This is a genomic window from Brevundimonas aurantiaca, assembly GCF_904830995.1.
Taxonomy (GTDB): Bacteria; Pseudomonadota; Alphaproteobacteria; order Caulobacterales; family Caulobacteraceae; genus Brevundimonas; species Brevundimonas aurantiaca.
Genome location: NZ_CAJGVD010000001.1, coordinates 1,442,114 through 1,465,057, shown reverse-complemented (window position 1 = coordinate 1,465,057; position 22,944 = coordinate 1,442,114). Strand labels below are relative to the sequence as shown.

The 22,944-nt window shown below is 68.6% G+C and carries 27 protein-coding genes and 1 pseudogene; 16 read left to right on the top strand and 12 right to left on the bottom strand.

Going from position 1 to position 22,944, the window contains the following annotated elements:
* The first annotated feature begins 3 nt into the window (after nt 1-3).
* Nucleotides 4-960, top strand: a complete 957-nt coding sequence (gene thrB, locus JMT67_RS07335; protein WP_201463106.1) for a homoserine kinase — start codon at nt 4-6, stop codon at nt 958-960.
* Between the two features lie 366 nt (nt 961-1,326).
* On the opposite strand, the gene JMT67_RS07330 is transcribed toward thrB, so the two are convergent.
* Nucleotides 1,327-2,091: an SDR family oxidoreductase gene (locus tag JMT67_RS07330; protein WP_201463105.1), complete on the bottom strand. Its 765-nt coding sequence runs from the start codon at nt 2,089-2,091 to the stop codon at nt 1,327-1,329.
* A gap of 149 nt (nt 2,092-2,240) precedes the next feature.
* On the opposite strand from JMT67_RS07330, the gene JMT67_RS07325 reads away from it, so the two are divergent.
* From JMT67_RS07325 to JMT67_RS07315, 3 genes are all read left to right on the top strand, one after another.
* Nucleotides 2,241-2,744, top strand: coding sequence for a hypothetical protein (locus JMT67_RS07325; RefSeq protein WP_201463104.1), 504 nt, complete (start codon nt 2,241-2,243; stop codon nt 2,742-2,744).
* 86 nt (nt 2,745-2,830) lie between these two features.
* Entirely contained in the window at nt 2,831-3,145 is a 315-nt protein-coding gene (locus tag JMT67_RS07320) for a CsbD family protein (protein WP_183215075.1), read from the top strand.
* 68 nt (nt 3,146-3,213) lie between these two features.
* On the top strand, nt 3,214-3,852 hold the full coding sequence (locus JMT67_RS07315; protein ID WP_201463103.1) for a hypothetical protein: 639 nt from the start codon (nt 3,214-3,216) through the stop codon (nt 3,850-3,852).
* On the opposite strand, the gene thrC is transcribed toward JMT67_RS07315, so the two are convergent.
* Nucleotides 3,849-5,228, bottom strand: a complete 1,380-nt coding sequence (thrC, locus tag JMT67_RS07310; protein ID WP_201463102.1) for a threonine synthase — start codon at nt 5,226-5,228, stop codon at nt 3,849-3,851. The two genes, JMT67_RS07315 and thrC, sit on opposite strands and share 4 nt — an antisense overlap.
* Nucleotides 5,229-5,439: 211 nt before the next feature.
* Between thrC and JMT67_RS07305 the strand changes: the two genes are divergently transcribed.
* Nucleotides 5,440-6,387 (top strand): aspartyl protease family protein, encoded by a 948-nt coding sequence (locus JMT67_RS07305; protein ID WP_183215071.1) that lies wholly within the window; start codon nt 5,440-5,442, stop codon nt 6,385-6,387.
* A 6-nt stretch (nt 6,388-6,393) separates the two neighbouring features.
* Here the strand turns inward: JMT67_RS07305 and pgm are convergent, their stop codons facing one another.
* Both pgm and ypfJ read right to left on the bottom strand, forming a co-directional pair.
* Nucleotides 6,394-8,028, bottom strand: coding sequence for a phosphoglucomutase (alpha-D-glucose-1,6-bisphosphate-dependent) (gene pgm / locus JMT67_RS07300; protein WP_201463101.1), 1,635 nt, complete (start codon nt 8,026-8,028; stop codon nt 6,394-6,396).
* A gap of 35 nt (nt 8,029-8,063) precedes the next feature.
* Nucleotides 8,064-8,913 (bottom strand): annotated as a pseudogene (gene ypfJ / locus JMT67_RS16560) (KPN_02809 family neutral zinc metallopeptidase).
* Nucleotides 8,914-9,056: 143 nt separating this feature from the next.
* Between ypfJ and JMT67_RS16555 the strand changes: the two are divergent.
* Complete coding sequence (locus JMT67_RS16555) at nt 9,057-9,440, top strand: hypothetical protein (RefSeq protein WP_456061816.1); 384 nt, start codon at nt 9,057-9,059, stop codon at nt 9,438-9,440.
* Nucleotides 9,441-9,475: 35 nt separating this feature from the next.
* On the top strand, nt 9,476-10,084 hold the full coding sequence (locus JMT67_RS07290) for a type 1 glutamine amidotransferase domain-containing protein (protein ID WP_201463100.1): 609 nt from the start codon (nt 9,476-9,478) through the stop codon (nt 10,082-10,084).
* Nucleotides 10,085-10,121: 37 nt separating this feature from the next.
* Here JMT67_RS07290 and JMT67_RS07285 read toward each other — a convergent pair whose 3' ends face one another.
* Nucleotides 10,122-10,775, bottom strand: coding sequence for a class I SAM-dependent methyltransferase (locus JMT67_RS07285; protein ID WP_233455830.1), 654 nt, complete (start codon nt 10,773-10,775; stop codon nt 10,122-10,124).
* Nucleotides 10,772-11,731 carry a fatty acid desaturase family protein gene (locus JMT67_RS07280; protein WP_201463099.1) on the bottom strand — a complete coding sequence of 320 codons (960 nt, stop codon included), beginning with the start codon at nt 11,729-11,731 and terminating at the stop codon, nt 10,772-10,774. Before JMT67_RS07280 ends, JMT67_RS07285 begins: the two co-directional genes overlap by 4 nt.
* Before the next feature lie 128 nt (nt 11,732-11,859).
* On the opposite strand from JMT67_RS07280, the gene JMT67_RS07275 reads away from it, so the two are divergent.
* From JMT67_RS07275 to JMT67_RS07265, 3 genes are read left to right on the top strand one after another with little or no spacing between them, the layout of a single operon-like run.
* Nucleotides 11,860-12,267, top strand: a complete 408-nt coding sequence (locus tag JMT67_RS07275; protein ID WP_183215064.1) for a hypothetical protein — start codon at nt 11,860-11,862, stop codon at nt 12,265-12,267.
* Nucleotides 12,264-12,461, top strand: a complete 198-nt coding sequence (locus JMT67_RS07270; RefSeq protein ID WP_054766608.1) for a helix-turn-helix transcriptional regulator — start codon at nt 12,264-12,266, stop codon at nt 12,459-12,461. Before JMT67_RS07275 ends, JMT67_RS07270 begins: the two co-directional genes overlap by 4 nt.
* Nucleotides 12,462-12,504: 43 nt before the next feature.
* Nucleotides 12,505-13,440 (top strand): alpha/beta fold hydrolase, encoded by a 936-nt coding sequence (locus tag JMT67_RS07265; RefSeq protein ID WP_201463098.1) that lies wholly within the window; start codon nt 12,505-12,507, stop codon nt 13,438-13,440.
* 18 nt (nt 13,441-13,458) lie between these two features.
* Here the strand turns inward: JMT67_RS07265 and JMT67_RS07260 are convergent, their stop codons facing one another.
* The 6 genes from JMT67_RS07260 to JMT67_RS07235 all read right to left on the bottom strand — a co-directional run bounded on the left by JMT67_RS07260 (nt 13,459) and on the right by JMT67_RS07235 (nt 17,698).
* On the bottom strand, nt 13,459-14,292 hold the full coding sequence (locus JMT67_RS07260) for a DUF3298 and DUF4163 domain-containing protein (protein WP_201463097.1): 834 nt from the start codon (nt 14,290-14,292) through the stop codon (nt 13,459-13,461).
* 11 nt (nt 14,293-14,303) lie between these two features.
* Nucleotides 14,304-15,350: a UbiA family prenyltransferase gene (locus JMT67_RS07255; protein ID WP_201463096.1), complete on the bottom strand. Its 1,047-nt coding sequence runs from the start codon at nt 15,348-15,350 to the stop codon at nt 14,304-14,306.
* Between the two features lie 113 nt (nt 15,351-15,463).
* The gene (locus JMT67_RS07250) at nt 15,464-15,817 is read right to left on the bottom strand and encodes an endonuclease domain-containing protein (RefSeq protein ID WP_233455829.1); all 354 of its coding nucleotides are present in this window, start codon (nt 15,815-15,817) and stop codon (nt 15,464-15,466) included.
* Between the two features lie 140 nt (nt 15,818-15,957).
* The gene (locus tag JMT67_RS07245; protein ID WP_054766604.1) at nt 15,958-16,740 is read right to left on the bottom strand and encodes a GIN domain-containing protein; all 783 of its coding nucleotides are present in this window, start codon (nt 16,738-16,740) and stop codon (nt 15,958-15,960) included.
* A complete protein-coding gene (locus JMT67_RS07240) occupies nt 16,737-17,330 on the bottom strand; it encodes a DUF1700 domain-containing protein (RefSeq protein ID WP_054766603.1) in 594 nt (197 codons plus the stop codon). The genes JMT67_RS07245 and JMT67_RS07240 overlap by 4 nt, the downstream gene beginning before the upstream one ends.
* Entirely contained in the window at nt 17,327-17,698 is a 372-nt protein-coding gene (locus tag JMT67_RS07235; protein WP_054766602.1) for a PadR family transcriptional regulator, read from the bottom strand. The genes JMT67_RS07240 and JMT67_RS07235 overlap by 4 nt, the downstream gene beginning before the upstream one ends.
* Before the next feature lie 270 nt (nt 17,699-17,968).
* On the opposite strand from JMT67_RS07235, the gene coxB reads away from it, so the two are divergent.
* The 6 genes from coxB (at nt 17,969) to JMT67_RS07205 (ending at nt 22,907) form a co-directional block, all read left to right on the top strand.
* A complete protein-coding gene (gene coxB, locus JMT67_RS07230; protein ID WP_233455828.1) occupies nt 17,969-19,000 on the top strand; it encodes a cytochrome c oxidase subunit II in 1,032 nt (343 codons plus the stop codon).
* Nucleotides 19,001-19,015: 15 nt separating this feature from the next.
* On the top strand, nt 19,016-20,695 hold the full coding sequence (ctaD, locus tag JMT67_RS07225) for a cytochrome c oxidase subunit I (RefSeq protein WP_183215060.1): 1,680 nt from the start codon (nt 19,016-19,018) through the stop codon (nt 20,693-20,695).
* An 87-nt stretch (nt 20,696-20,782) separates the two neighbouring features.
* Nucleotides 20,783-21,766 carry a heme o synthase gene (gene cyoE, locus JMT67_RS07220; RefSeq protein ID WP_201463093.1) on the top strand — a complete coding sequence of 328 codons (984 nt, stop codon included), beginning with the start codon at nt 20,783-20,785 and terminating at the stop codon, nt 21,764-21,766.
* A gap of 3 nt (nt 21,767-21,769) precedes the next feature.
* Nucleotides 21,770-21,943 carry a hypothetical protein gene (locus tag JMT67_RS07215; RefSeq protein WP_201463092.1) on the top strand — a complete coding sequence of 58 codons (174 nt, stop codon included), beginning with the start codon at nt 21,770-21,772 and terminating at the stop codon, nt 21,941-21,943.
* Nucleotides 21,940-22,488: a cytochrome c oxidase assembly protein gene (locus tag JMT67_RS07210; protein ID WP_183215058.1), complete on the top strand. Its 549-nt coding sequence runs from the start codon at nt 21,940-21,942 to the stop codon at nt 22,486-22,488. The genes JMT67_RS07215 and JMT67_RS07210 overlap by 4 nt, the downstream gene beginning before the upstream one ends.
* A complete protein-coding gene (locus tag JMT67_RS07205; protein WP_201463091.1) occupies nt 22,488-22,907 on the top strand; it encodes an NUDIX domain-containing protein in 420 nt (139 codons plus the stop codon). Before JMT67_RS07210 ends, JMT67_RS07205 begins: the two co-directional genes overlap by 1 nt.
* Nucleotides 22,908-22,944: the final 37 nt, after the last annotated feature.

Below are 22,944 nucleotides of genomic sequence, written 5' to 3'. Positions count from 1 at the left end.
GCCATGGCCGTCTTCACCCCCGTTGCGCTGGACGAGGCCAGGGCGTTCCTGGCCGGCTACGACCTGGGCGAGGTGGTCGAACTGGCCGCCATCGCCGAGGGGGTGGAGAACACCAACTACCGGCTGGAGACCCAGGACGGGGCGAGCCGCAGACGGTTCGTCCTGACCCTGTTCGAGGCGCGGACGGACGAGGCGTCTCTGCCCTTCTGCCTGGGGCTGACGGCCCATCTGGCGGGGCGGGGCTTTCCCTGCCCGACGCCGATCGAGGACCGTTCGGGCGGATGGCTGGGACGGCTGAACGGCCGGGCGGCGGCGGTGATCGAATGGAAGACCGGCGCCTGGCTGCGCCATCCGTCCGAGGCCGATCAGGCGGCGGCGGGGGCGGTGCTGGCGCGACTGCACCAGACGGCCCAGAGCTTCGCCGGGCGGCGCGAGAATCCGGTCGGGCCGGCCATGTGGCGGCGGCTGGCGGACCGGTGCGCGGCGGGCGCCTCGGGCGAGGACCGCAGCCTGCTGGATCAGGTCGAGGCGGCGCTGGTGCGGCTGGATAATCCGTTTGCGGACGATCTGCCGACCGGGGCGATCCATGCCGACTATTTCCCCGACAACATCCTGTTCGAGAACGGGACCGTTTCGGCCGTGATCGACTTCTATTTCGGCTGCACCGGACCGCTGGTCTATGACCTGGCCATCGCCCTGTCGGCCTGGGGTTTCGACGCCGAGGGGCGGCCCATGCCGGACGCCCTGGCGGCCTTCCAGCGCGGCTATGAGGCGGTGCGGCCGCTGAACGAGGCCGAACGCGCGGCCCTGCCCCGACTGGGCGAGGCGGCGGCCCTGAGGTTCACCGTCACCCGCCTACACGACCGCATCTTCCACGACCCGTCCAAACTGGTGACGCCCAAGGACCCGGCGGTCTTCCTGCGGCGGATGGATCACTGGCGGGCGGTGGAGACCGTCTGAAGGGACCCCGGATCGGACAGGAAAAAGAGTGTCCGATGTGTCCGATCTGTCCGAAATCGACGGGAGCGACGCCGCAGGGCCGAACGCGAGGGGTTCGGTTTTCAAAGACCGGGGCGGGGATTGTCACACGGATTGGAAGGGCGGCGGGCCGATTGGGTTCGAACCGCGCCAGAGCGCTGAAAAGACCGAAGTTCATCGCCGCTCCTCGTGCGACATGAGCCGTCTGCCGCCCGCCTGGGGGGAGGGGGCTTCGAAGGGTGGAGGGGGCTCTCCGCCGCACCTAATCCGGATTGAGACCCCCTCCGTCACGGCGCCGAAGAGGCGCCGCGCCACCTCCCCCAGAGGGGAGGAGACATCGCCCCGAGATCAGGTCCGGCAGATGGAGACGCCGCCGTCCACCCGTGTCGCCGTGCCTGTCATGAAGCCGGCGGCGTCGGAGGCGAGGAAGGCCGCAGCCTGGGCGATTTCCTCGGGCTGGGCGATGCGTTTGAGGGCGTGCAGGCCCGAGACGAAGGCCAGGGTTTCGGGGGTGTCGGCGACGGCCCGGCCCATCGGCGTGTCCACCCCGCCGCACAGCAGGGCGTTGGCGCGGATGTTCTGGGCGCCGAACTCGGCGGCGATGACCTGGGTCAGGCCGATCAGACCCGCCTTGGCCGAGGCGTAGGCCGCCATGCCCGGAAAGCCGACGGTATGGCCGACAAAGGTGGAGGTGAAGACGATCGAGCCGCCGCCGCGCCTCTGCATGGCGGGGATCTGATGCTTGGCGCACAGGAAGGCGCCGGTCAGGTTGATGTCCAGGGTCTGTTTCCAGCCGGCGACCGACAGGTCCGGCGTCGGGGCGGTTTCGGGGATGGCGCCGGCGTTGTTGAAGGCGATGTCCAGGCCGCCGAACCGCTCCTCCGCCGCCGTGGTCAGGGCCGCAGCCGTGGCCTCGTCGCACACGTCGCCTGGGACTGCGCAGGCCTCGCCCCCTTCGGCCTGTATGGCCGCGACCAGGGCGGCGAGTTCGGCTTCTCGGCGGGCCGAAACCACCACCTTGGCGCCCAGGCGGGCGAACAGTCGGGCGGCCGCCTGGCCGATGCCGGAGCTGGCGCCGGTGACGACGGCGACCTTGTCTTTCAGAGCGTACACGGGGGCTCTCCTCTTTGCGTTTGGAGGCCGGTCGAGGGGCGACACGGCCGAACGCGGCGGGTCTAGAGGGCGCGCGCGGTTCCGGCTGGCGGGAAGCGGCTGTGGGATTGGAAAATTGGCCAGCTCGACTGTTCATTATATGCTGAGGCATGCGGAAAGCGCAGCTTGTGAGGCTTGTCGGGATTGGAGGAGCGGCGATTTCCGCGATCGCCTACGTGACCTTTGTGCTTGTCGGCCTCAACGGCGGCGGCGCGCGTTTCGAGCTGCTTTGGAAGACTGTAGTCTTCGCCCCTCCTCACGTCATAGTGGCTTGGGTGATCTTCGGCGCATGCGGCGGGACTGCCTATGTATTCCGACAAGAACTTGGATATCGGTCGATTCTAGTCGGCGGGGCACTCGTAGGCTTGCCGGCTGTCTGGGTGGTCGGATTGTTCAGCTATTACGCTGAAAGCGTGCCGGAATGGCCCGGTTTCAACGGCGAAGCTTGGCGTTGGACCGTCAATCTGGCCTATGCGGAGTTCGCCTTCGGCTTTCTGATCGGGTTCTTAGGATTGGCGGCATTGGGCGCGAGCGGTGCGACCTCGCCAGCCTTCCCCACCCCCGACGCCGCACGAGGCCCTTCCGCCGTGGGGAAGCAAGAGGAGAAACGGTGAATTTGTCGCTGGAACGGAAGCGGGTTCCGGGATTTTCATCGTCACGCGGCCATCAGGGCCGCGCTCCCCGAGGATGAGATTTCACCATGACTGACGAACGGATCGAGGGCGCCGCGTATCAGGCGACCGGCAAGACCAAGAAGGGTTTCGGCAAGCTGGTCGGCGACCAGAAGCTGCAGGTCGAGGGCGCTCTTGAGGACGCCAAGGGCCGGTCGCTGGAGACCTTCGGCAAGGCGATGGACGCCGTCGATCGTCTGGTCGAAAAGGCCCCGGCCGGTTATCGCGACAAGGCCCGGACCGTGGCCGCCGAGGCGCGCAAGCGGCCGCTGGTGACCACCCTGTCGGTGGCCGGCGTCGGCCTGCTGCTGATGGGCATGCTGACGGGCGGGCGTCGCCGCTAGTTCGCATACCAACGATTTGACAACGTCTGATTGTTGACGCAGTCTCCCCTGCAAAGGGGAGGCCGCCTATGCGTATGACCATGACGGGCGCCGTAATCGCCGCCTGCCTTGCGGCCGGGGGCTGCACCACGCTGAAGATGAAGCCCCAGGGCGAACTGGGCGTCGGCGGTTCAGGCCATGTGCTGGGCGTGGACGTGGTGACGGCCGAGGCGAGCAAGGCCGCCGAGACTCGGATGGACGAGCAGTGGGCGAAATGGAACGCCGAGACCCGGGGCAAGCAGCTGGTCTACGCCCTGGTCGCCGAATCCGATCTGCGGTGCGACCGCTATCTGACCGCCGTCTCGATCGACCGGAATGCGACCCGCAGCAGCCTGGACATCGCCGGCCTGGCCCTGGCCGCCATCGGGGGTGTGGCCTCGCCCAACGCCAGCGCCAACTGGTTCTCGGCCGGGTCGACCCTGGCCCAGTCGTCGCGCCGGACGCTGGAGGATACGGTCCTGGGCGGGCGCGAGTTCGGCCTGATCTACGCCGCCGTGTGGCAGGGACGCGAAGAGGCGTCCAAGGCCCTGATGAAGCGGGCCGACGACGGCGAGTTCAAGACCTGGGACTGGCGGCCGATCCTGTCCGTGGCGCGCCAATATGATGTAAAGTGCGGGCTGAACTACGGCCTAGGCCGGTTGAGCCAGGCGATTTCGTCCTCGTCCTAAGCTTTGATTTCCGCCAGGACGGCGGCCAGGTCGGCGTCCACGACCGTCATCCGCTCGGCCTGATCGCCCAGGGCGGCGATGACGGGAGCCGGTTCGGGTTCGAAGCCCAGGACGTCGGAGACGAAGGCGCCGAACTTGGACGGATGGGCGGTGGACAGGGCGACGACGGGGCCGGTCGAACGGTCGATCCGGCGGGCGGCGGCCAGGGCCACGGCGGTGTGGGGGCAGACGACGCGGCCCCAGGTCTCATGGGCGTGGGCGATCTCGGCGCGGGTTTCGGTCTCGTCGATGGAGACGGCCGCGACGGCGGCGCGCAGGGCGGTCAGCAGATCCGGATCGAAGGCGACGGCGCCGTCGCGGGCGAAGGTTTCGAACACGGCGCGGGTGCGGTCCCCGTCGCGGCCGGTGGCCTCATAGACCAGGCGTTCGAAGTTGGACGGGGCCTGGACGTCCATCGACACGCTGCCGCTCTCGATCGCCGGACGACGGGAATAGAGGCCGTCGTTGACGGCGCGGGCCAGGGCGTCGTTCTGGTTCACCGCCGCGACGAAGCCGTTGGACGGCAGGCCCATCTTCGTGGCGGCGATGCCGGCGAAGGCGTCGCCGAAATTGCCGGTGGGGACGACGAAGGTCGCCGGGCCGCCCAGCTGGGCCGTGGCCGAGACATAATAGGGGATCTGACCCGCCAGCCGGGCCCAGTTGATCGAATTGACCGAGGACAGGCGGCCGCGTTCGCGTAGGGATTCCTCAGCCAGCAGGCCCTTCACCAGACGCTGGCAGTCGTCGAAGTCGCCGCGCACGGCCAGATTCAGCACATTGTCGGCCTGGACCGTGGTCATCTGCTTGCGCTGAACCGGCGAGACGCGGTCCAGCGGGTGCAGCACCACCAGATCGACCGACTGGGCGCCGGCGAAGGCGCGCACGGCGGCGGCGCCGGTGTCGCCGGAGGTGGCGGTGAGAATGGTCAGACGCTCGCCGGACGCCGCCAGGGCCTCGTCCGTCAGGGCGGCGACCAGCTGCATCGCCAGATCCTTGAAGGCGGCGGTGGGGCCGTGGAACAGCTCCAGCACGAACAGGCCGGGCTCAAGCTCCACCAGGGGGGTGACGGCGGGATGGGCGAAGCCGGCCGTCAGCCGGTCCAGGGCGCGGTCGAGCGCGCCCGCCGGCAGGGCGTCGCCGATGAAGGGGGCGACGGCTTGCAGGGCGATGGACTTGTAGTCGGCGCTCGCGTCCCAGGCGGAGGGCGACAACCTCGGCCAGGCGGTCGGCATATAGAGGCCGCCGTCGGGGGCGATGCCGCGCAGCAGGGCGTCGGCGAAATCGGTCTCGGGGGCCTGGCCGCGGGTGGAGACGTAACGGGCGCTGGAGGTGCTCATAGTGGTCTGGTCCTAGCCAGACGGGGCGGCGGCGTCACCCGGTTTCTGGCCCTGCGCGGGAGGAAATTGTCGGACGGGCGGCGGGCGAGCCGGTTTGCGACAATTTCGTGCTGATTTCCGAGGGCCGCTCGCGCGAAGCCGCAGTGGCGGACGGCCCTGCGACCATCGTCCCCGCTGGCGTCCAAGCGCCGGACGGTCCATGTGATCAGACATGAGAAGACGCGATCTCCTGATCCGGCTGGGCTTGGTCGCCGGCGGCGTGGCCGGGGCCTGGTGGCTGAGGGACCATGTGCTGTGGCGACAGCCCCAGGCGGGGTTTGGACCGGACGGGTCTTCGGGCTGGCTGGGCTATGCTCAGCCGCGCGCGGCGACGCCGACGGTGGAGGTTCTGCTGAACGGGGCGCCGGTCCGGGCCCTGGTCGATTCCGGCGCCCAGTATTCGGTGGCGGATCGCGCCCTGGTGGATCGGCTGGGGCTGGGCGAGGGCCTTCCCCTGCCGATGGTGGCCTATGGGGTCGGGGGCGGGGCCCAGATGGGGCGGGCCGCGACCCTGGACGTGCGGATCGGCGGACTGAGGCTGGACGGGTTGAGGACCGCCATACTGAACCTGGGACCTCTGGCGGGAGAACAGGGTCTGGGCGCGCCCCTGATCATCGGCCAGGACGTGCTGAGCGAAGTGGTGCTGGAGCTGGACACCGGCCGGCGGCGGATGCGGTTTCTGCCCAGAGACGGCTGGACGCCGGGCCGGGGCCTGGCGCCGATCGCCGTGCGGCGTGCCGGACGGGCGCTGGAGACGACCATCACGGTCGAGGGGGCGACGGTGACTGCGGTGGTGGACACCGGCGCCTCGGCCGTGCTGGCGGTGACGCGCGAAACGGCCCAGGCGGCGGGCCTTCTGGACGGGCGCCCCCGCACGGCCGGCCAGAGCATCGTCCTGGGCGGGGTGGTGGGGGCCGAGACGGTGGTCGTGCGCACCCTGACCATCGGCGACGCCCTGTATCGCCGGGCCGAGGTGGCGGTTTACGACAACGTGGCCGTGCCGGGCTTCCCCGACGCCCTGGTCGGCATGGCGGCCTTTGAGGATCGCCGGCTGGTGCTGGACCTGGGCGGGCCGGGCCTGTTCGTCTCGCGACCGATGGAGATCACCGTCGGGCGGTGACGCCGATCAGCAGAGGGCTGCGGCCACCACCGCCTTGGCCTCGGTCTGGACCTGGGCCAGATGGTCGGGGCCGAGGAAGGATTCGGCGTAGATCTTGTAGACGTCCTCGGTGCCCGACGGGCGGGCGGCGAACCAGGCGTCGGCGGTCACGACCTTCAGACCCCCGATCGGTTCGCCGTTGCCGGGGGCCTGGGTCAGGATGTCGGCGATGGGTTGACCGGCCAGGGTGGTCGCGGTCACGTCCGAGGGGCTGAGGGCCGCCAGCCGCGCCTTTTGCGCTCGGTCGGCGGGGGCGTCGATCCGGGCGTAGTCGGGGGCGCCGTAGCGGTCGGTCAGATCGGCGTAGAGGCGGTCGGCGCCGGCGCCGGTGCGGGCCTGAATCTCGGCCGCCAGGAGGCAGAGAATGAGGCCGTCCTTGTCGGTGGACCAGACCGTTCCGTCGCGGCGCAGGAAGGACGCTCCCGCCGATTCCTCTCCGCCGAAGCCGACGGTCCCATCCAGCAGGCCGGGCACGAAATGTTTGAAGCCGACGGGCGTTTCCAGCAGGCGGCGACCCAGGCCCGCGACGACCCGGTCGATCATGGAGGAGGAGACCAGGGTCTTGCCCACCGCCACCTGCGGACCCCAGCCGGGCCGATGGGCGAACAGATAGGCGATGGCGGCGGCCAGGAAGTGGTTGGGGTTTATCAGGCCCCCGTCGGGCGTGACGATCCCGTGCCGGTCGGCGTCGGCGTCATTGCCGAAGGCGACGTCATAGGCCGAGCCGCCCTGCATCATGCCGATCAGACCCGCCATGGCCGAGGGGGAGGAGCAGTCCATGCGAATCTTGCCGTCGGCGTCCAGCGGCATGAAGGCCCAGCGCGGATCGACGGCCGCATTGACCACGGTCAGGTCCAGGCCCCAGCGTTCGGCGATCCGGCCCCAATAGGCGACCGCCGCCCCGCCAAGGGGATCGGCGCCGATGCGCACCCCCGCATCGCGGATCGCGTCCAGATCCAGGACACTGTCGAGGTCGTCGACATAGGCGGTCATGAAGTCGAACCGGCCGGCGGCCGCCAAGGCCTGGTCGAAGGGCAGGCGTTTGACCTCGGACAGGCCGCCTTCGATCAGCTGATTGGCGCGGGCGGCGATGGCGGCGGTCGCCTCGCTCCCGGCCGGGCCGCCCGAGGGGGGATTGTACTTCAGACCGCCGTCGCGCGGCGGATTGTGCGACGGGGTGATCAGGACGCCGTCAGCCTGACGCCGCCCGGCCCGATTATGGGTCAGTATGGCGTGGGAGACGGCCGGGGTCGGGGTGAAGCCGTCGCCGGAATCGATCAGCACCTCCACCCCGTTGGCGACCAGAACCTGGACCGTGGTGCGGAAGGCGGGTTCGGACAGGGCGTGGGTGTCGCGGCCGATGAACAGGGGGCCGTCGATCCCCTGGGCGGCGCGATAGTCGGCGATCGACTGGGCGATCGCCAGGATGTGGGTCTGGTTGAAGGCGCCGTCCAGGCTGGAGCCGCGATGGCCCGAGGTGCCGAAGACCACCCGCTGGCCGGGATCGCCCATGTCGGGAACGACGCTCTCATAGGCGCCCAGCAGGGCGTCCAGGTCGATCAGGTCTTCGGCGAGAGCGGTCTGGCCGGCGCGAGGATGCATGGGAGGTCCGTACTGAAGTCTGAAGGCTGGGCGGCTCAGGCGCCGCTGAAGGTGTCGCAGGCGGCGGGGTCGCCGGACTGATAGCCGCGCTGGAGCCATTCGACCCGCTGGGCCGAGGAGCCGTGGGTGAAGCTTTCGGGCGAGACGCGCCCGCCCGCCCGGCGTTGCAGCGTATCGTCGCCGATGGCCTGGGCCGTCTTCATCCCCTCTTCGATGTCGCCGGGCTCCAGCGCCACCTGGTTGTTCGACACGGCGGCGGCGTTTCGGGCCCAGACCCCGGCATAGCAGTCGGCCTGAAGCTCCAGCGCGACCGAATAGCGGTTGGCCTCGGCCTCGCCCCTGGCGCGCTGCTGGGCCTGACGCACCTGGTCGGAGGTTCCGGTCAGGGTCTGGACGTGGTGGCCGAACTCATGGGCGATGACATAGGCGCGGGCGAAGTCGGCGCCCGAGGCGCCCAGCTGGGTCTCCATCTCCTGCCAGAAGCCCAGGTCCAGATAGACGGTGCGGTCGGTCGGACAATAGAAGGGGCCCATGGCCGACTGGCCGTAGCCGCAGCCGGTCGAAGTGCCCTGTTCGTAGATGACGACGCGCGGGCGTTCATACCCGTTCAGCTTCTGCGCCCAGACGTCGTTGATATTGCCTCCGACCACATCGACGAAGCGTCCGGCCTGATCTTCAGGCGTGCCGGTCTGCCCCTGTTGTTCCGCGCCGACCCCGCCGAACCGGCTGGCCAGCTGGGTCGTGGTCGAGGGATCGATGCCGAAGACCAGATAGCCGATGATGGCGAGCACGCCGACGCCGAGGCCGCCCCCGGCGAGCGCGCCGCCTCCGAGGCCCCGACGGTCCTCGATCCCGCCGCCCCGTCCTGCCGCCCTGCCACCGCATGAGTTTCCTCCGCCCGTTCCGCCTGAAGCTAGGCCAGAACGCGAACGGAAGGGAAGGGATGCGTCAGCGCGGGCGGTCCAGCCAGGCGTCGATTTCGCTGAGGCTGCGTCGGGGTTCCGAAGCCGTGGGGGGCGGGGACGTCGATGGGGACGCCGGCGGGGCGACCGGCGGAGATCGTGGACGGATGGGGCCGGCGCCGCCGTCGCTTGGCGCGCCGCTTCCAGCGTCAGGCGTCGCTGGGCCGCCTCGGCGTCCAGACGGCGGGCCAGGGCGGCGTTGGCCTGGGCCTGAAGACGGATCCGCTCGTTCTCATAGCGGTGCTGATCGGCGATCGCGGCGGGGGCGCCGCCCGGATAGGGGAAGCCGGGCTGAGGATAGGGATAGGGCGCGACCTGGGCCTGGACCGCGCTGGGGCCGAGGGCGGCGGCGAGGAGAAGGAGGGGCAGGGCGCGTCTCATGACCGACAGATGGGGTGTGATCGCGTCTCGCCAAGCGCGGCCGCAACCCCTGTCGCCCCACGGGGTTGAACAGGGCGAACCCACCTCAAATCAGGAGTTATCCCATGGCCCAGACCCTCTCTGGCAAGACCCTCTCTGGCAAGACCGTCGCCATTCTGGCGACCGACGGCGTAGAACTGGTGGAACTGACCGAGCCGATGAAGGCGCTGAAAGAGGCCGGGGCGGCGGTTGAGATCGTGTCGCTGAAGGCCGGCGACTTCCAGGGCTTCAACCATCTGACGCCGGGCGACAAGGTGACGGCGGACAAGGCGGTGGCGGGGGTGGACGCCTCGGCCTATTCGGCCCTGATGCTGCCGGGCGGCGTGGCGAATCCCGACCAGCTGCGGGCGAATGAGGATGCGGTCAAGTTCGTCCGGGCCTTCTTCGACGCCGGAAAGCCGGTGGCGGCCATCTGCCATGCGCCCTGGCTGCTGATCGAGGCGGGGGTGGTCGAGGGCCGGACGATGACGGCCTTCAACAGCATTCGCACCGATCTGAGAAACGCCGGCGCCGATGTGGTGGACGAGCCGGTGGTGGTGGATCAGGGTCTGGTGACCAGCCGCAATCCCGACGACATCCCCGCCTTCAACGCCAAAATGATCGAGGAATTCGCCGAGGGCCGGCATCGCGAACAGGCCGAGAAGACCCAAGGGGTTCAGCCGGTCGCCCACTGACCGGATCGGCGAGGGCGGCGATCGCTCCCGCCGCCCTTCAGGGCAGGGCCCAGACCGAGGCGCGCTTGATCTCCTGATCCTCCAGCTCGCGGGTTGTGGGCACCCGGTATTCGGCCAGGAAGTCCAGGCTCGAACGCGGGAAATAGGTTCGGCCGGGATCGCCGATCAGAACCCGCGTCCCCGCCGCCCGCGCCTGACCCAGCCAGGCCAGGACAGCCTCGGTCATCGGCTTTTCATAGCAGATGTCGCCCGCGCAGATGACGTCGACGGGCGGCGGCGGCGCGTTCAGCAGGTCGTGGCCCACGAAGTTCAGGGCCACGCCGTTCGCCTGGGCGTTGGCGGCGACGGCGGCTTCACAGAAGGGGTCGATATCGGCGCAGAGGGCGCAGGCGGCGCCTGCCCGCATGGCGGCAACACCGACCAGACCCGAACCGGCGGCGAAGTCCAGCACCCGCTTGCCGGCCACCTCCTGCGGGTGATCCAGCAGATAGCGGGCCAGCGCCTGACCGCCCGCCCAGGCGAAGGCCCAGAAGGGCGGGGGCAGGCCCAGTTCGCCCAGCTCTTCCTCCGTCAGCCTCCAGATGGGGGTGACTTCGTCCGCCAGCCACAGGGTGATCTCGGGCGCATGGGGGACGGGCTGCAGCCGGGTGTTGGCCCGGATGAAGGCGGCGGGATCGGCGATGACGGTCACGGGCGGCGGGTCGCCGTCTTCAGAACCTCGACATAGCCCGGCGCCACCTCCATGCCCGCCGCCTGGGGCCGGGCGCGAACGGCCCGGTGAAGCGCCGGCAGCTTCCAGCAGGGGACGTGCATGAACAGATGATGCTCCGCATGGAAGTTGACCCAATAGGGGGCGATGAAGGCGCGCTCCCACCAGGCGGCGCGAGTGGTGCGGGCCGCGCGGAAGGGGTCGGCGTCGGATCCTTCGACGCAGGCGTGTTCGGCGATGTTCCGGAGCCGCGTCACCAGCGGAAACCAGGTCGCCATCGGCAGCAGCCACAGGGCGAAGAAGGCCCACCATACGCCTGCGGCGATGAAGCCGGCCAGCAGGATCGTATTGAAGACCAGGAAGGGCAGGACCGAACGGCCGGTCACCACCGCGTCATACTCATGCGCGGGATCGGCGGCCGCTTCGCCCTTTGCGCTCTTTGACCGGGCCGCCAGGGCGAGGGGCAGGACGATTCTCTGTTTGAAGAAGGTCTGTCCGGTCAGGTCGCGGATCATCTTGCGGCGGAGCGAGGCGGGGGAGACGGGAAAGGGCGCCGACAGCATCAGGTCGGGGTCTTCCGGCTGCTGGGCGAAGCGGTGGTGGTTCAGATGATAGGGGCGATAGGCGCCAAGGTCCGCCCCGATCGGCACGGCGCACAGCCATTGACCCAGAAAGTCGTTCAGCCGCAGATCCTTGGACAGGCCGCCGTGGGCCGCCTCATGCATCAATATGGCCAGGCCCAGCTGGCGCGTGCCGATGATCATGACGCAGATCGGGATCAGCCAGGGGATCAGGACCCCCGCCCCGACCGCCAGGGCGATGACCCCCCAGCAATGGGCGACCAGCAGCGGCCCGACCCAGGCCGACCGGGTCTGGAACGGCCGCCAGTCGTCAGGGGCGAACAGGGCCGAGGGGGCGATGCGCGGGGCGGCGGGCATGGGCCGATCCTAGCGCAACTGCGGGGCTTTCGAAACCGGACGGGGCATGTAAGGCGATAATGACAAAAAGTCAGGTTGACATTACATGGAGGCGATGTCAGGTTCGCCTTACAAGAGGAGAGCGGGATATGATGAGTTTCGGAAAATCGACCACCCCGGCGCATAGGCGCTACGTCATTCGCATCATGGCCTTCACCATCCCCTATGTGGCGATCTGCGTATCCATGATGACGACCGACGCCTTTGACGAGGTGATGGGCAAGCCGGCGGCCTGGGCCTTGGCGGCGGTCGTGTCGGCGCCGGTGATCGGCCAGATCTGGGCCGTCCTGTCCCTGATGCGCGAAAGCGACGAGTTCGTGCGGGGGGTGACGGCCAAACAGTTCATCGTCTCCTCGGGGCTGGCCATGGCGGTCGCCACCTTCTGGGGCTTCGGCGAGAGCTTCGCCGGGGCGCCCCATATGCAGACCTGGCTGATCGTGCCGCTGTTCTGGGGCATGTACGGCCTTACCGCCCCCTTCATCCGGACCAGCCGATGAAGAACCGGCTGAAGCTGCTGCGCGTCGAGCGCGGCTGGACCCAGGAACAGTTGGGCCAGGCCCTGGGCGTATCGCGACAGGCGGTGATCGCGCTGGAGACCGAACGGCACGATCCGTCGCTGGACCTGGCCTATCGCATCGCCGCCACCTTCGGCCGTCCGGTCGAAGACATCTTCGAGAACCCGCACGCCTGAGGCGGCGGACCCGACTTCAAAACCTCAAGACAGGAGACATCCGATGTACAACGCCTTCTTCAAGGCGCGCCCGCGCCTGCGCGCCGCCCTGTTCGGACTGGCCGTCTGCACGCCCTCGCTGATGATCGGCGTGACCGCCGCCTTGGCCGAGACGCCGGGGGCCGTCGCTCCCGCCTTCGCTTCGGACCGGCTGTCGGTCGAGGTGGTCGGACGCGGACCCGACGTGATCCTGATCCCCGGCTATGGTTGTTCGCGAGAGGTGTGGCGGGCCACGGCCGATCGGCTGAAGGCGACCCCCCGGGGCCATCTGGTCCAGCTGGCGGGCTTCGCCGGTCAGCCCTGGACCCACGGCGACGGGCCGCTGCTGGAGCCGGCGGTCGAGGCCCTGGCGGCCTATGTTCAGACCGCCGGTCTGCAAAAGCCGGCGGTCATCGGCCATTCGATGGGCGGACTGTCGGCCCTGATGCTGGCCCAGCGTCATCCCGAGGCCGTGGGGCGGGTGATGGCGGTGGACAATCTGCCCTTCTTTTCGGCCCTGTTCGGCCCGCAGGTGACGCCCGAGACGGCCCGGCCCTTCGCCGACCAGGCGGCCCAGGCCATGCTGAGCCAGGACGAGGCGGCGATGCGGGCGGCCCAAGAACAGGGGGCTATCGGCCTGGCGCGCGATCCGGCGACGCGGACGGCCATGGTCGACTGGACCCTGGCCTCGGACCGCCGCGCCCTGGCCACGGCCATCCATGAGGTGATGACCACCGACGTCCGTCCCGGTCTATCGGCCATGACGACGCCCGTCACGGTGCTCTACGCCGCAGATGCGAACGGCGGGGCGCCTGCGGCCATGGCGGACGCCCTGTGGGGACGCGAATACGCCGCCCTGCCCGGGGTCAAGCTGATCCGGGTGGACGACAGCCGCCACTTCATCATGGCCGATCAGCCGCAGAGGTTCGCGGAACGGGTCGATCAGTTCCTGGCGGACTGATCCCGCCGAGCGAGCGGATCAGCCCGCCTTGGGCGTGACGTCCCCGGCCTTGACCGGCGCGCCGGCGAATTCGTCGGCGTAGGCCGGGTTGAGCAGGGACCGGAAGACCGACTGGGGCACGGCGATCCGATAGGGGCCGTCCGAATAGGGGCCGATCTGATAGGCGCCGATCAGGAAGACGACGCCGCCCGCCTTGCCCGGGGTGGTGCTGGGCGCCAGGACGAAGGGGGTGGAGACGGCCTTGGGGCAGGTCCACATCTTGCCGTCCGAAGTCGCCCTTTCCGACCCCGGCGAACGGGCCTGTTTGGCGGCGTTGGCGGCGTCGCACAGGGCCTTGTTCAGGCCCGACAGGTCGGCGCCGGGTCGGAACAGGTCCGCGAAGCCGAGCCGCTTCTTCATCGCCTTGTCCCACAGGACGGCCGAGAAGCTGGTGTTGGGATGGGCGCCGCCGGTGTACTCGAAATCGGTGCGGACCAGGCTGAACAGCTTGCCGGTCTCGGCGCCGGGGTCGAAGGCGATGGTCTTTTCATAGGGGTTCGGTCCGCCGCCCGCCTCGGACAGGTCGGCCTGGGCGCCTTCGGAGAACTGGCGCAGGTCGCGCACCGCGGCGGCGTAGAGGGGGGCGTGCAGGTCGGGCTTGGACTTGAGCGCGTCCGGCAGGGTCAGTTTGACCGTGGCGTACTGGGTCTTGGAGTCGAAGCTCATCGGCGCCCCGGCGGCGGCCGGATCGACCGGGGCGGCGGTGATCGGGGCGGGCGGGGGCGTCTCGGCCTTGTCTTCGCGCCTCTGGCAGGCGGCGACGGTTGCGGCGACGGCGGCGGACAGCAGCAGCAGACGAACGGTGGAGGTCATGGGGGGCTCCTTCACAGGCCGATCAGGTTTTGGCCGAGAGATCCGAGGGCGAGGGCGGCCAGCAGGATGAAGCCCGCCTCGCGGTTGGACTTGAACAGTGTCAGCGCCAGGGCGCCGTCGGTGCGGTCCAGCCGGACCACCTGGCGGGCCAGATGGGCGGCGTAGAGGGCCAGGCCCAGCCAGAACAGCGGGCCGAGACCGGCGGAAAGACCGGCCAGGGCGGCCAGAACCAGGCTGATCCCGTAGAAGACGGCGACGCCGGGGCGCACCGCCGAGGCCAGGCGGCGGGCCGAGGATTTGACCCCGATCATGGCGTCGTCCTCGATGTCCTGAAGGGCGTAGACGGTGTCGTAGCCCAGGGTCCAGAAGACGCCGCCGAGGTAGAGGAGGACGGCGGGGACATAGGCCTGCCAGACCAGGGCGACGGCGTGGCCGCTGTCGCTGGGCGGCGACCAGAGGAAGGGGCGGAACTCGCCGGCGATGTCGGCCGGCAGCAGAAGGGCGGCCGCCGCCAGGGGCAGGGCGGAGGCGAACCCCATCAGGGCGCCCCAGTTGAAGGTCAGGCCCAGCCAGGCCTGGGGCCACCAGGTGATCCGCTTCATGAAGGGATAGGCGGCGACCAGGGCGCAGGAGCCGACGCCCAGCAGGATGGCGACCTTGGGCAGGGTCAGCAGGATCATGAGGCTGATCAGGCTGCAGCCGATCACGAAGGCCCAGGCCTGTTTGACGGAGATCAGGCCGGCGGGGATGGGGCGAAGGGCGGTGCGGGAGACCCGGGCGTCGAAGTCGCGGTCGACGATGTCGTTGAAGGCGCAGCCGGCGGCGCGCATCAAGCAGGCGCCGATCCCGAAGCCGACGAACAGCCACAGGTCATAGAGGCCGGGCGCCTGGCGATACTGGGCCAGGGCCAGGGCGATCCCCTGCCAGCCGGGCAGGAGCAGCAGCCATATGCCGATGGGCCGGTCGAACCGGCCCAGCTTCAGCCAGGGCTTCAGCCGCTCCGGCGCATGGCGATCCACCCAGTTGGCGCCGGCGTCGGGAAGAGGGGCGGAGGTCATGACCGAGGCTTAACCGGAATGAAGGGCAGGGTGAAGGCGGAACGAAGCACTCCGTCTCCTCCCCGCTTGCGGGGAGGGGGACCGCCGCGCCTCTTGCGCGGTGGTGGAGGGGCTCAGCCGCGAATTCGATGTCGAGCCTTCAGCACGATGAAATCGAGCACTGCATCGAGATTGACCCGCACCTCTTCCGCCGGAAAACGCAGCACTGCGATTTCGCGCGTCTCGAGCCAGCAGGTCCGTCGGGCGTCACGCTCGGCTCGGCCGGCGTGGCTTTCGCCGTCAATCTCAATCGCCAGCCTGGCTTCGGGGCAATAGAAGTCGAGCACATAGACGCCGATCGGGTGTTGGCGGCGGAACTTTAACCCGCCCAGCGCGCGGCGTCTCAGGCGCACCCAAAGTCGGGCTTCCGGCGGGGTCAGCGCGCGGCGAAGGATCCGAGCGCGTGAGACAGAGCCTTCGTGCGTCAAGAGCCCCTCCGTCACGGCGCGAAGCCGCGCCGCGCCACCTCCCCACCTTGTGGGGAGGAGACAAGAGCGTCAAGCAAGGGTTGGTTTGTCTGCAATCAAGAAATCCCTCCCCCGCAAGCGGGGGAGGGTCTTTTTCGTCGTCAGTCCTGATACACGTCGCCGGAGCCCGAGAGTTCAGTCGTCAGCTTGGCCGGGCGGGCCGCCAGGGTGACGTCGCCGGAGCCGTCGATCCGCACCTGGACGTCGCCGGTCGGGGCGACATTGGCGTCGCCGGAGCCGGAGATGTCCACCGTGGCGTCGCGCGCCGCCAAGGCCCTCAGATCCGCGTCGCCGGACCCGTCGATCTCCAGCCGGAGGGCGTCGGTGCGGCCTTCGGCGGTCACATCGGCGGAGCCGGAGACGTCCAGGGCCAGGGTGGGCTGGTCATAGGCCTTGATGTCCAGATCGCCGGACGCATTGGAGACGAAGCGGACGACGTTGGGCGCGGTCACGACGACCCGCAGTTCGTCACGCTCCGACCGGGCCGAGAAGTTTCCGCTGCTCCAGCCGAAGACGATCCGCTCGTCGCCGTCGCCCAGGGACAGCCGACCGCCGTCCAGCCGGACCCGGTCCGCCAGGGCCTTGGGTCCGGTGACGACCACGGTGTTTTCAGGACCCTGGCGGTATTCGACGTCGATGCTGGAATCGACGGTCAGGGTGTCGCCGCCGGTCCAGGCCAGGGTGCGGGTGGTGAAGGGGCCGAGGTCTTCGACCTCTCCGCTTTTGACCCGTTCGAAACGGATGGTTTCTCCGTCGCGGTCCTTGATCGTCCAGGCCCAACCGTGGCGTTGCAGATCATGACCGCCCAGGGCGATGGCGCCCCCCACGGTGACGATGCACAGCACCAGGGCGGCGCCGGCGATGATGAACAGGGTGCGGATCATTGCGCGGCTCCTGCGTTGGCGGTTTCGGACTGGGGTTCAAGCGCCGGCTTCAGCAGCCGGTAGTGGAGGCGGGCGAACCAGACGAGGCCGTTGACCAGCCAGACGGTGACGATGGTCAGAAGGGCGCCGATGAAGACGGCCCCGGCCATCAGGCCCAGACCCATCAGGATTGCGGCGAAGGGGCCGCCGGGGAAGCCGGCGAAGGGTCCGGCCACCATGATCGCGCCGCCGGAGAAGAACAGGGCGATGGCGGCGATGAAGAAGCCGAAGATGGTCCCGACCACCCCCATCAGAATGGGCAGCAGGATCAGGATGTCGACGGCGCCCAGGCCCAGGACGGCGAAGACGGCGGCGGCGGCGGCGGAGGGGTTCTTCTCCTGGCGCCAGCGCTGGATCCCGGCCTCTGCCTTAAGCTCGCGGGCCAGACGGCCCGGATCGCCCAGGGCGGCGGCCACCTCGGCCTCGGTGCGGCCGGCGGCCAGGCCGTCGGCGAAATGAGTCTCATAGTCGGCGACGATGTCGTTCGCCGTGGCGGTCGGCAGGCCGACCAGGCCGTTTCTGAGACGGACGATGAATTCCGATCTCGTCATTGTTCCGTTCCCTCCGGTTGAGCCGTCGGCTCTTGAATATGGGGCGCGTCGCTGGCCAGGACGGCTTCGACGGCCGTGGTGAAGGCCGACCATTCGGCGGTCTGGGCGGCGAGGGCCGCGCGACCGGCCTCGGTCAAACGATAGTATTTGCGCGACGGGCCGGACGAGGATTCGACCAGATAGGTCTCGACCTGGCCGTCCGACTGCATTCGCCGCATCAGGGGGTAGATGGTGCCTTCCCCCATGCCGATCGCGTCGGAAAGGCGGCTGGCGATCTCATAGGCGTAGCTGTCCGCCCGGTTCAGAAGCGCCAGGACGCAAAGCCCCAGAACCCCCTTCTTCAGCTGTATCTCGATGGTTTCGGTCACCTCGACGTCTCCTTTGATGGAGATTGACTACGACAAGGTACCTTGTGACGCAAGGTACCTGTTTAAACATGACGAAGGTTTAATCCGCAGCCCGCCGCCGCCAATCGCGGCGGGTTTGCGGCGAAGGCGCGCGCGGATCGCTTGGCAAGCGAGGGGCGATCCGATAGGGACTCAACCAAGTGTCGGGCGGACCAACATGCCCGCGCGAAGATTTGCGAGCCATTCGCAAGTCTCTGCTGCGAAACGATATTATGGGGACTTCGTATGGGAATGGGGACGCGAGCCCTGAGATGGACCAGAGCGGCGACCGCCTCTGTAACGGCGGCTGTCGGACTGGCGCTGGTCTCTGCGGCGCCGGTGTGGGCGCAGGACCTGATGGGTCAGCCGACGCCGGGCGGGATCGACCTTCAGCCGGCCGCCGCGCCGCTGAAGCACGACGCCATCTGGTTCCACAACATCGTGCTGATGCCCGTGATCACCGGCATCACCCTGTTGGTTCTGGCTCTGCTGGCCTGGATCGTGTTCCGCTACAATAAGCGCGCCAACGCCACGCCCGCGCGCTGGAGCCACAACACCACGGTCGAGATCATCTGGACCGTGCTGCCGGTGGTGATCCTGGTCTTCATCTCGCTGTTCTCGTTCCGGCTGCTGTTCGCCTATCACGACATGCCCGAGCCTGACCTGACGGTGAAGGTGACGGGCAACCAGTGGAACTGGGCCTATGAATATCCCGACCAGGGCGTTTCCGAATACATCTCCAACATGGTGCCCGAGAGCGAGCTGGCCGAGCGCGGCCTGTCGCACAGCGTCTATCGCCTGGCGGCGGACGAGCCGATGGTGGTGCCGGTCGGCAAGACGGTGCGTCTTCTGATCACCGCCTCGGACGTGATCCATTCCGTGGCCCTGCCGGCCTTCGGCCTGAAGACCGACGCCGTGCCGGGCCGGGTCAATGAGACCTGGTTCAAGGCCGAGCGCACCGGCGTCTTCTACGGTCAGTGTTCGGAACTGTGCGGCGTCGATCACGCCTTCATGCCGATTCAGATCAATGTCGTGACCCAGGCCGAGTTCGCGCGCTGGGTCGCCTCCAAGGGCGGGTCGATGACGCCGAAGACGCCTGAGGCCGCCCCCGGCGGCACGGCGGCCCAGGCCGAGGCGGGAACCACGGGCGCGCCCGTGGTCGGCACGGCGACCACCGGTCCCCAGGCCGGCGCCCAGACCGACATCCCCACCGCCCAGACGGCGACGACGCCGACCGCTCAATCCGCTCCCGCCGCGGCTCCCGCCGCGCCGGCCGCCCAGTAAGAGGCGAGCAGTTCCATGGCTGACGCTACGATTTCGACCCGCGACACCCTTCACGCGCCCGAGGCCCATCATCACGACGACCACAAGCCGGGCTTTTTCACCCGCTGGTTCCTGTCGACCAACCACAAGGACATCGGCACCCTGTACCTGCTGTTCGCCATCATGGCGGGCGTGGTCGGGGGCGCCCTGTCGGGCCTGATCCGCTGGGAACTGGCCGAGCCGGGCATCCAGATTTTCAAGGAAGGCTCGTCGATCCAGCTGCTGGGCCTCGTGGAGCAGTCCAAACACGGCTACAACGTCACCGTCACGGCCCACGCCCTGATCATGATCTTCTTCATGGTCATGCCCGCCATGATCGGCGGCTTCGGCAACTGGTTCGTGCCCATCATGATCGGGGCGCCGGACATGGCCTTCCCGCGCATGAACAACATCTCCTTCTGGCTGCTGGTTGCGGCCTGGTGCCTGCTGGTCCTGTCGATGTTCACCGACGGCGGGCCGGGCAAGGGCTTCGGCGGGGGCTGGACGGCCTATCCGCCCCTGTCGACCACGGGCCACGTCGGCCCGGCGTTTGATCTGGCCATCTTCGCCCTACACGTGGCGGGCGCCAGCTCGATCCTGGGGGCGATCAACTTCATCACGACGATCCTGAACATGCGGGCGCCGGGCATGACGCTGCACCGGATGCCGCTGTTCGCCTGGTCGGTGCTGATCACCGCCTTCCTGCTGCTGCTGTCGCTGCCGGTGCTGGCCGGCGCCATCACCATGCTGCTGACCGACCGCAACTTCGGCACCCACTTCTTCGACCCGGCCGGCGGCGGCGACCCGATCATGTACCAGCACCTGTTCTGGTTCTTCGGCCACCCGGAAGTGTACATCCTGATCCTGCCGGGCTTCGGCATCATCAGCCACATCGTCTCGACCTTCAGCCGCAAGCCGGTGTTCGGATACCTGGCCATGGCCTACGCCATGGTGGCCATCGGCTTCATCGGCTTCATCGTCTGGGCCCACCACATGTACACGGTGGGGATGAGCATCAATCTGCGCGCCTATTTCGTGGCCGCGACCATGATCATCGCCGTGCCGACGGGGGTGAAGATCTTCAGCTGGATCGCCACCATGTGGGGCGGCTCCATCAGCTTCAAGACGCCCATGTTGTGGGCCATCGGCTTCATCTTCCTGTTCACCGTGGGCGGGGTGACGGGCGTGGTCCTGTCCAACGCCGGCATCGATTACAGCCTGCACGACACCTATTACGTCGTGGCCCACTTCCACTATGTGCTGTCGCTGGGCGCCGTCTTCGCCATCTTCGCGGGCTTCTACTACTGGTTCGAGAAGATGTTCGGGGTGAAGTACAACGAGTTCCTCGGCGCGACCCATTTCTGGATCATGTTCGTGGGCGTGAACCTGATCTTCTTCCCCCAGCACTTCCTGGGCCTGCAGGCCATGCCGCGTCGCTATATCGACTATCCGGACGCCTACACCCTGTGGAACCAGGTCTCCTCCATCGGCTATGCGATCACCATCGTCGGCGTGCTGGTCTTCCTGGTCATGCTGCTGGAAGCCGCGATTCGTCGCCGTCCGGGCGTCGCCAATCCCTGGGGCGAGGGCGCCACGACCCTGGAGTGGACCCTGTCCTCGCCGCCGCCGCAGCACCAGTTCAACGAACTGCCGGTGGTCAAGGGCGACGAGCACTGATCCCGGGCTGAGATCCCGAACGGAGGGCCGCTCTTTCCACGGAAGGGGCGGCCTTCTGCTTTGGGGTGTGTTATTCGGTCCCCATCCATGACCCCCGCACCCATGACCCAAGACGTTCACGACCGTCCCGCGATTTCGACCGCCCAGCCGGAAGACTTCTTCCAGCTGCTGAAGCCGCGCGTCATGTCGGTGGTGGTCTTCACCGCCGCGACCGGGCTGGTCATGGCGCCGGGGTCGATGAACCCGCTGGTCGCCGCCATCGCCATACTGTGCATCGCCGTGGGCGCAGGCGCGGCCGGTTCGCTGAACATGGCGCTGGAGGGCGAGACCGACGCCCTGATGCGGCGCACGCGCGGCCGGCCGGTGGCGGCGGGGCGCGTTCGGAAAAATGATGCGATGGCCTATGGCGTCATCCTGAGCCTGTTTTCGGTCATGCTGCTGGGGATGAACGCCAACTGGTTCGCGGCGGGGCTGCTGGCCCTGACCATCGTCTATTACGCCGGCTTCTACACCCTGCTGCTGAAGCGGCGGACGCCCCAGAACATCGTCATCGGCGGGGCGGCGGGCGCCTTTCCCCCGGTGATCGGCTGGGCGGCGGCGACGGGCCAGGCGCCGTGGCAGGCCTGGCTGCTGTTCCTGATCATCTTCCTGTGGACCCCGCCGCACTCCTGGGCCTTGGCCCTCTATTCGGCCGGCGACTACGCCAAGGCGGGCATACCGATGATGCCTGTGGCGCGGGGGGCGAAGTCCACCCGGCTGCAGATCCTGATCTATTCGCTGATCTTCGTCGCCTCGGCGGTGGCGCCGGCCCTGGTGGGGATGGGCGGGCTGATCTACGCCGTGGTGTCGGTCGGCGGCGGCCTGGCCTTCCTGGGCCTGGCCTGGCGGCTTTATCGCTCACGCGCCGGCGACGAGCCCGACAAGGCCGACACGGTGGGACGCGAGGCCGCATTGTATGACGTCAAGGTCCAGGCCAAACCGGCGCGGGATCTGTTCGCCTTTTCGATCCTGTATCTGGTCGCCCTGTTCTCGGCCTTTCTGGTCGAGGCCATAGCCGGCCTCGGAGTCTGAGCCATGCGTCTGACGCCTGAAGAATTGCGCGCCCGCAAACGGCGCAACGTCTGGATCGCGGCCGCCCTGGCGGCCTTCATCGTCCTGGTCTTCGCCACCACCGTCCTGCGTCTGCAACAGAATCAGGCGGCCGAGCGCGCCCTCTTGGAGGCGGCGACGACGGCGGGGCCGCAATGAGGAAGCCGGGCCGTCAGAATCTGATCGCCATCCTGTGCGTCCTGGGCGTCATGGGGATGACGGGCGCGGCCTTCGCCGCCGTGCCGCTTTATCGGATGTTCTGTCAGGTCACGGGCTTCGACGGCACGGTGCGGCGGGCGGACAAGGCGCCGGACACGGTTCTGGACCAGACGGTGCTGGTGCGGTTCGACACCAATGTGCGCGGCCTGCCCATGACCTTCCGCGCCGAACAGACGACCCAGAGGGTGCGGATCGGGGCCACGGGCCTGGCCTATTTCGACGTCACCAACACCTCGGACCAGCCGATCCAGGTGCGGGCCGGATATAATGTGGTGCCGGAGTACACCGGCCCCTATTTCCAGAAGCTGCAATGTTTCTGCTTCCAGGATCAGACCCTGGCGGCGGGCGAGACGCGCCAGTTCCCGGTCCAGTATTTCATCGCCCCCGAACTGGCCACCGACCGCGAGGCCAAGGGCGCGCGCGAAATCACCCTGAGCTACACCTTCTATCCGTCGGTCGACGCGCCGACCGGGCCGAACGCCTGATGGGCCGTCCCGGCGTCGACTTTCCCGGCGTCGGCTGCGGTCTGGTGATTCAGCGGCCAGATGGGCGGGTGCTGCTGTGCAAACGGCTGAAGCCGCCCGAGGCGGGGCATTGGAACATCGTCGGCGGCAAGGTCGATCATGGCGAACGGTCCGCCGAGGCCGCCCGGCGTGAGGCGGAGGAGGAGAGCGGCCTGACGATCGGCGCCGTCGACTTCCTGTGCTGGACCGAAGAGATCATCGCGACGGACGGCCAGCACTGGCTGTCGCTGATCTATGTCACGCGCGATTTCGCCGGCGAGCCTCGGCTGACTGAGCCGGACAAGCTGTCGGACATCGGCTGGTTCGCGCTCGACGCCCTGCCGCAGCCGCTGTCGGTGTTCGCGGCCAAGGCGTTCGCCGCCCTGGAGGCGCGGGAGTAGGGCCGTCCGGTGCAGGATCAAGGCGGAAAGGCGCCGA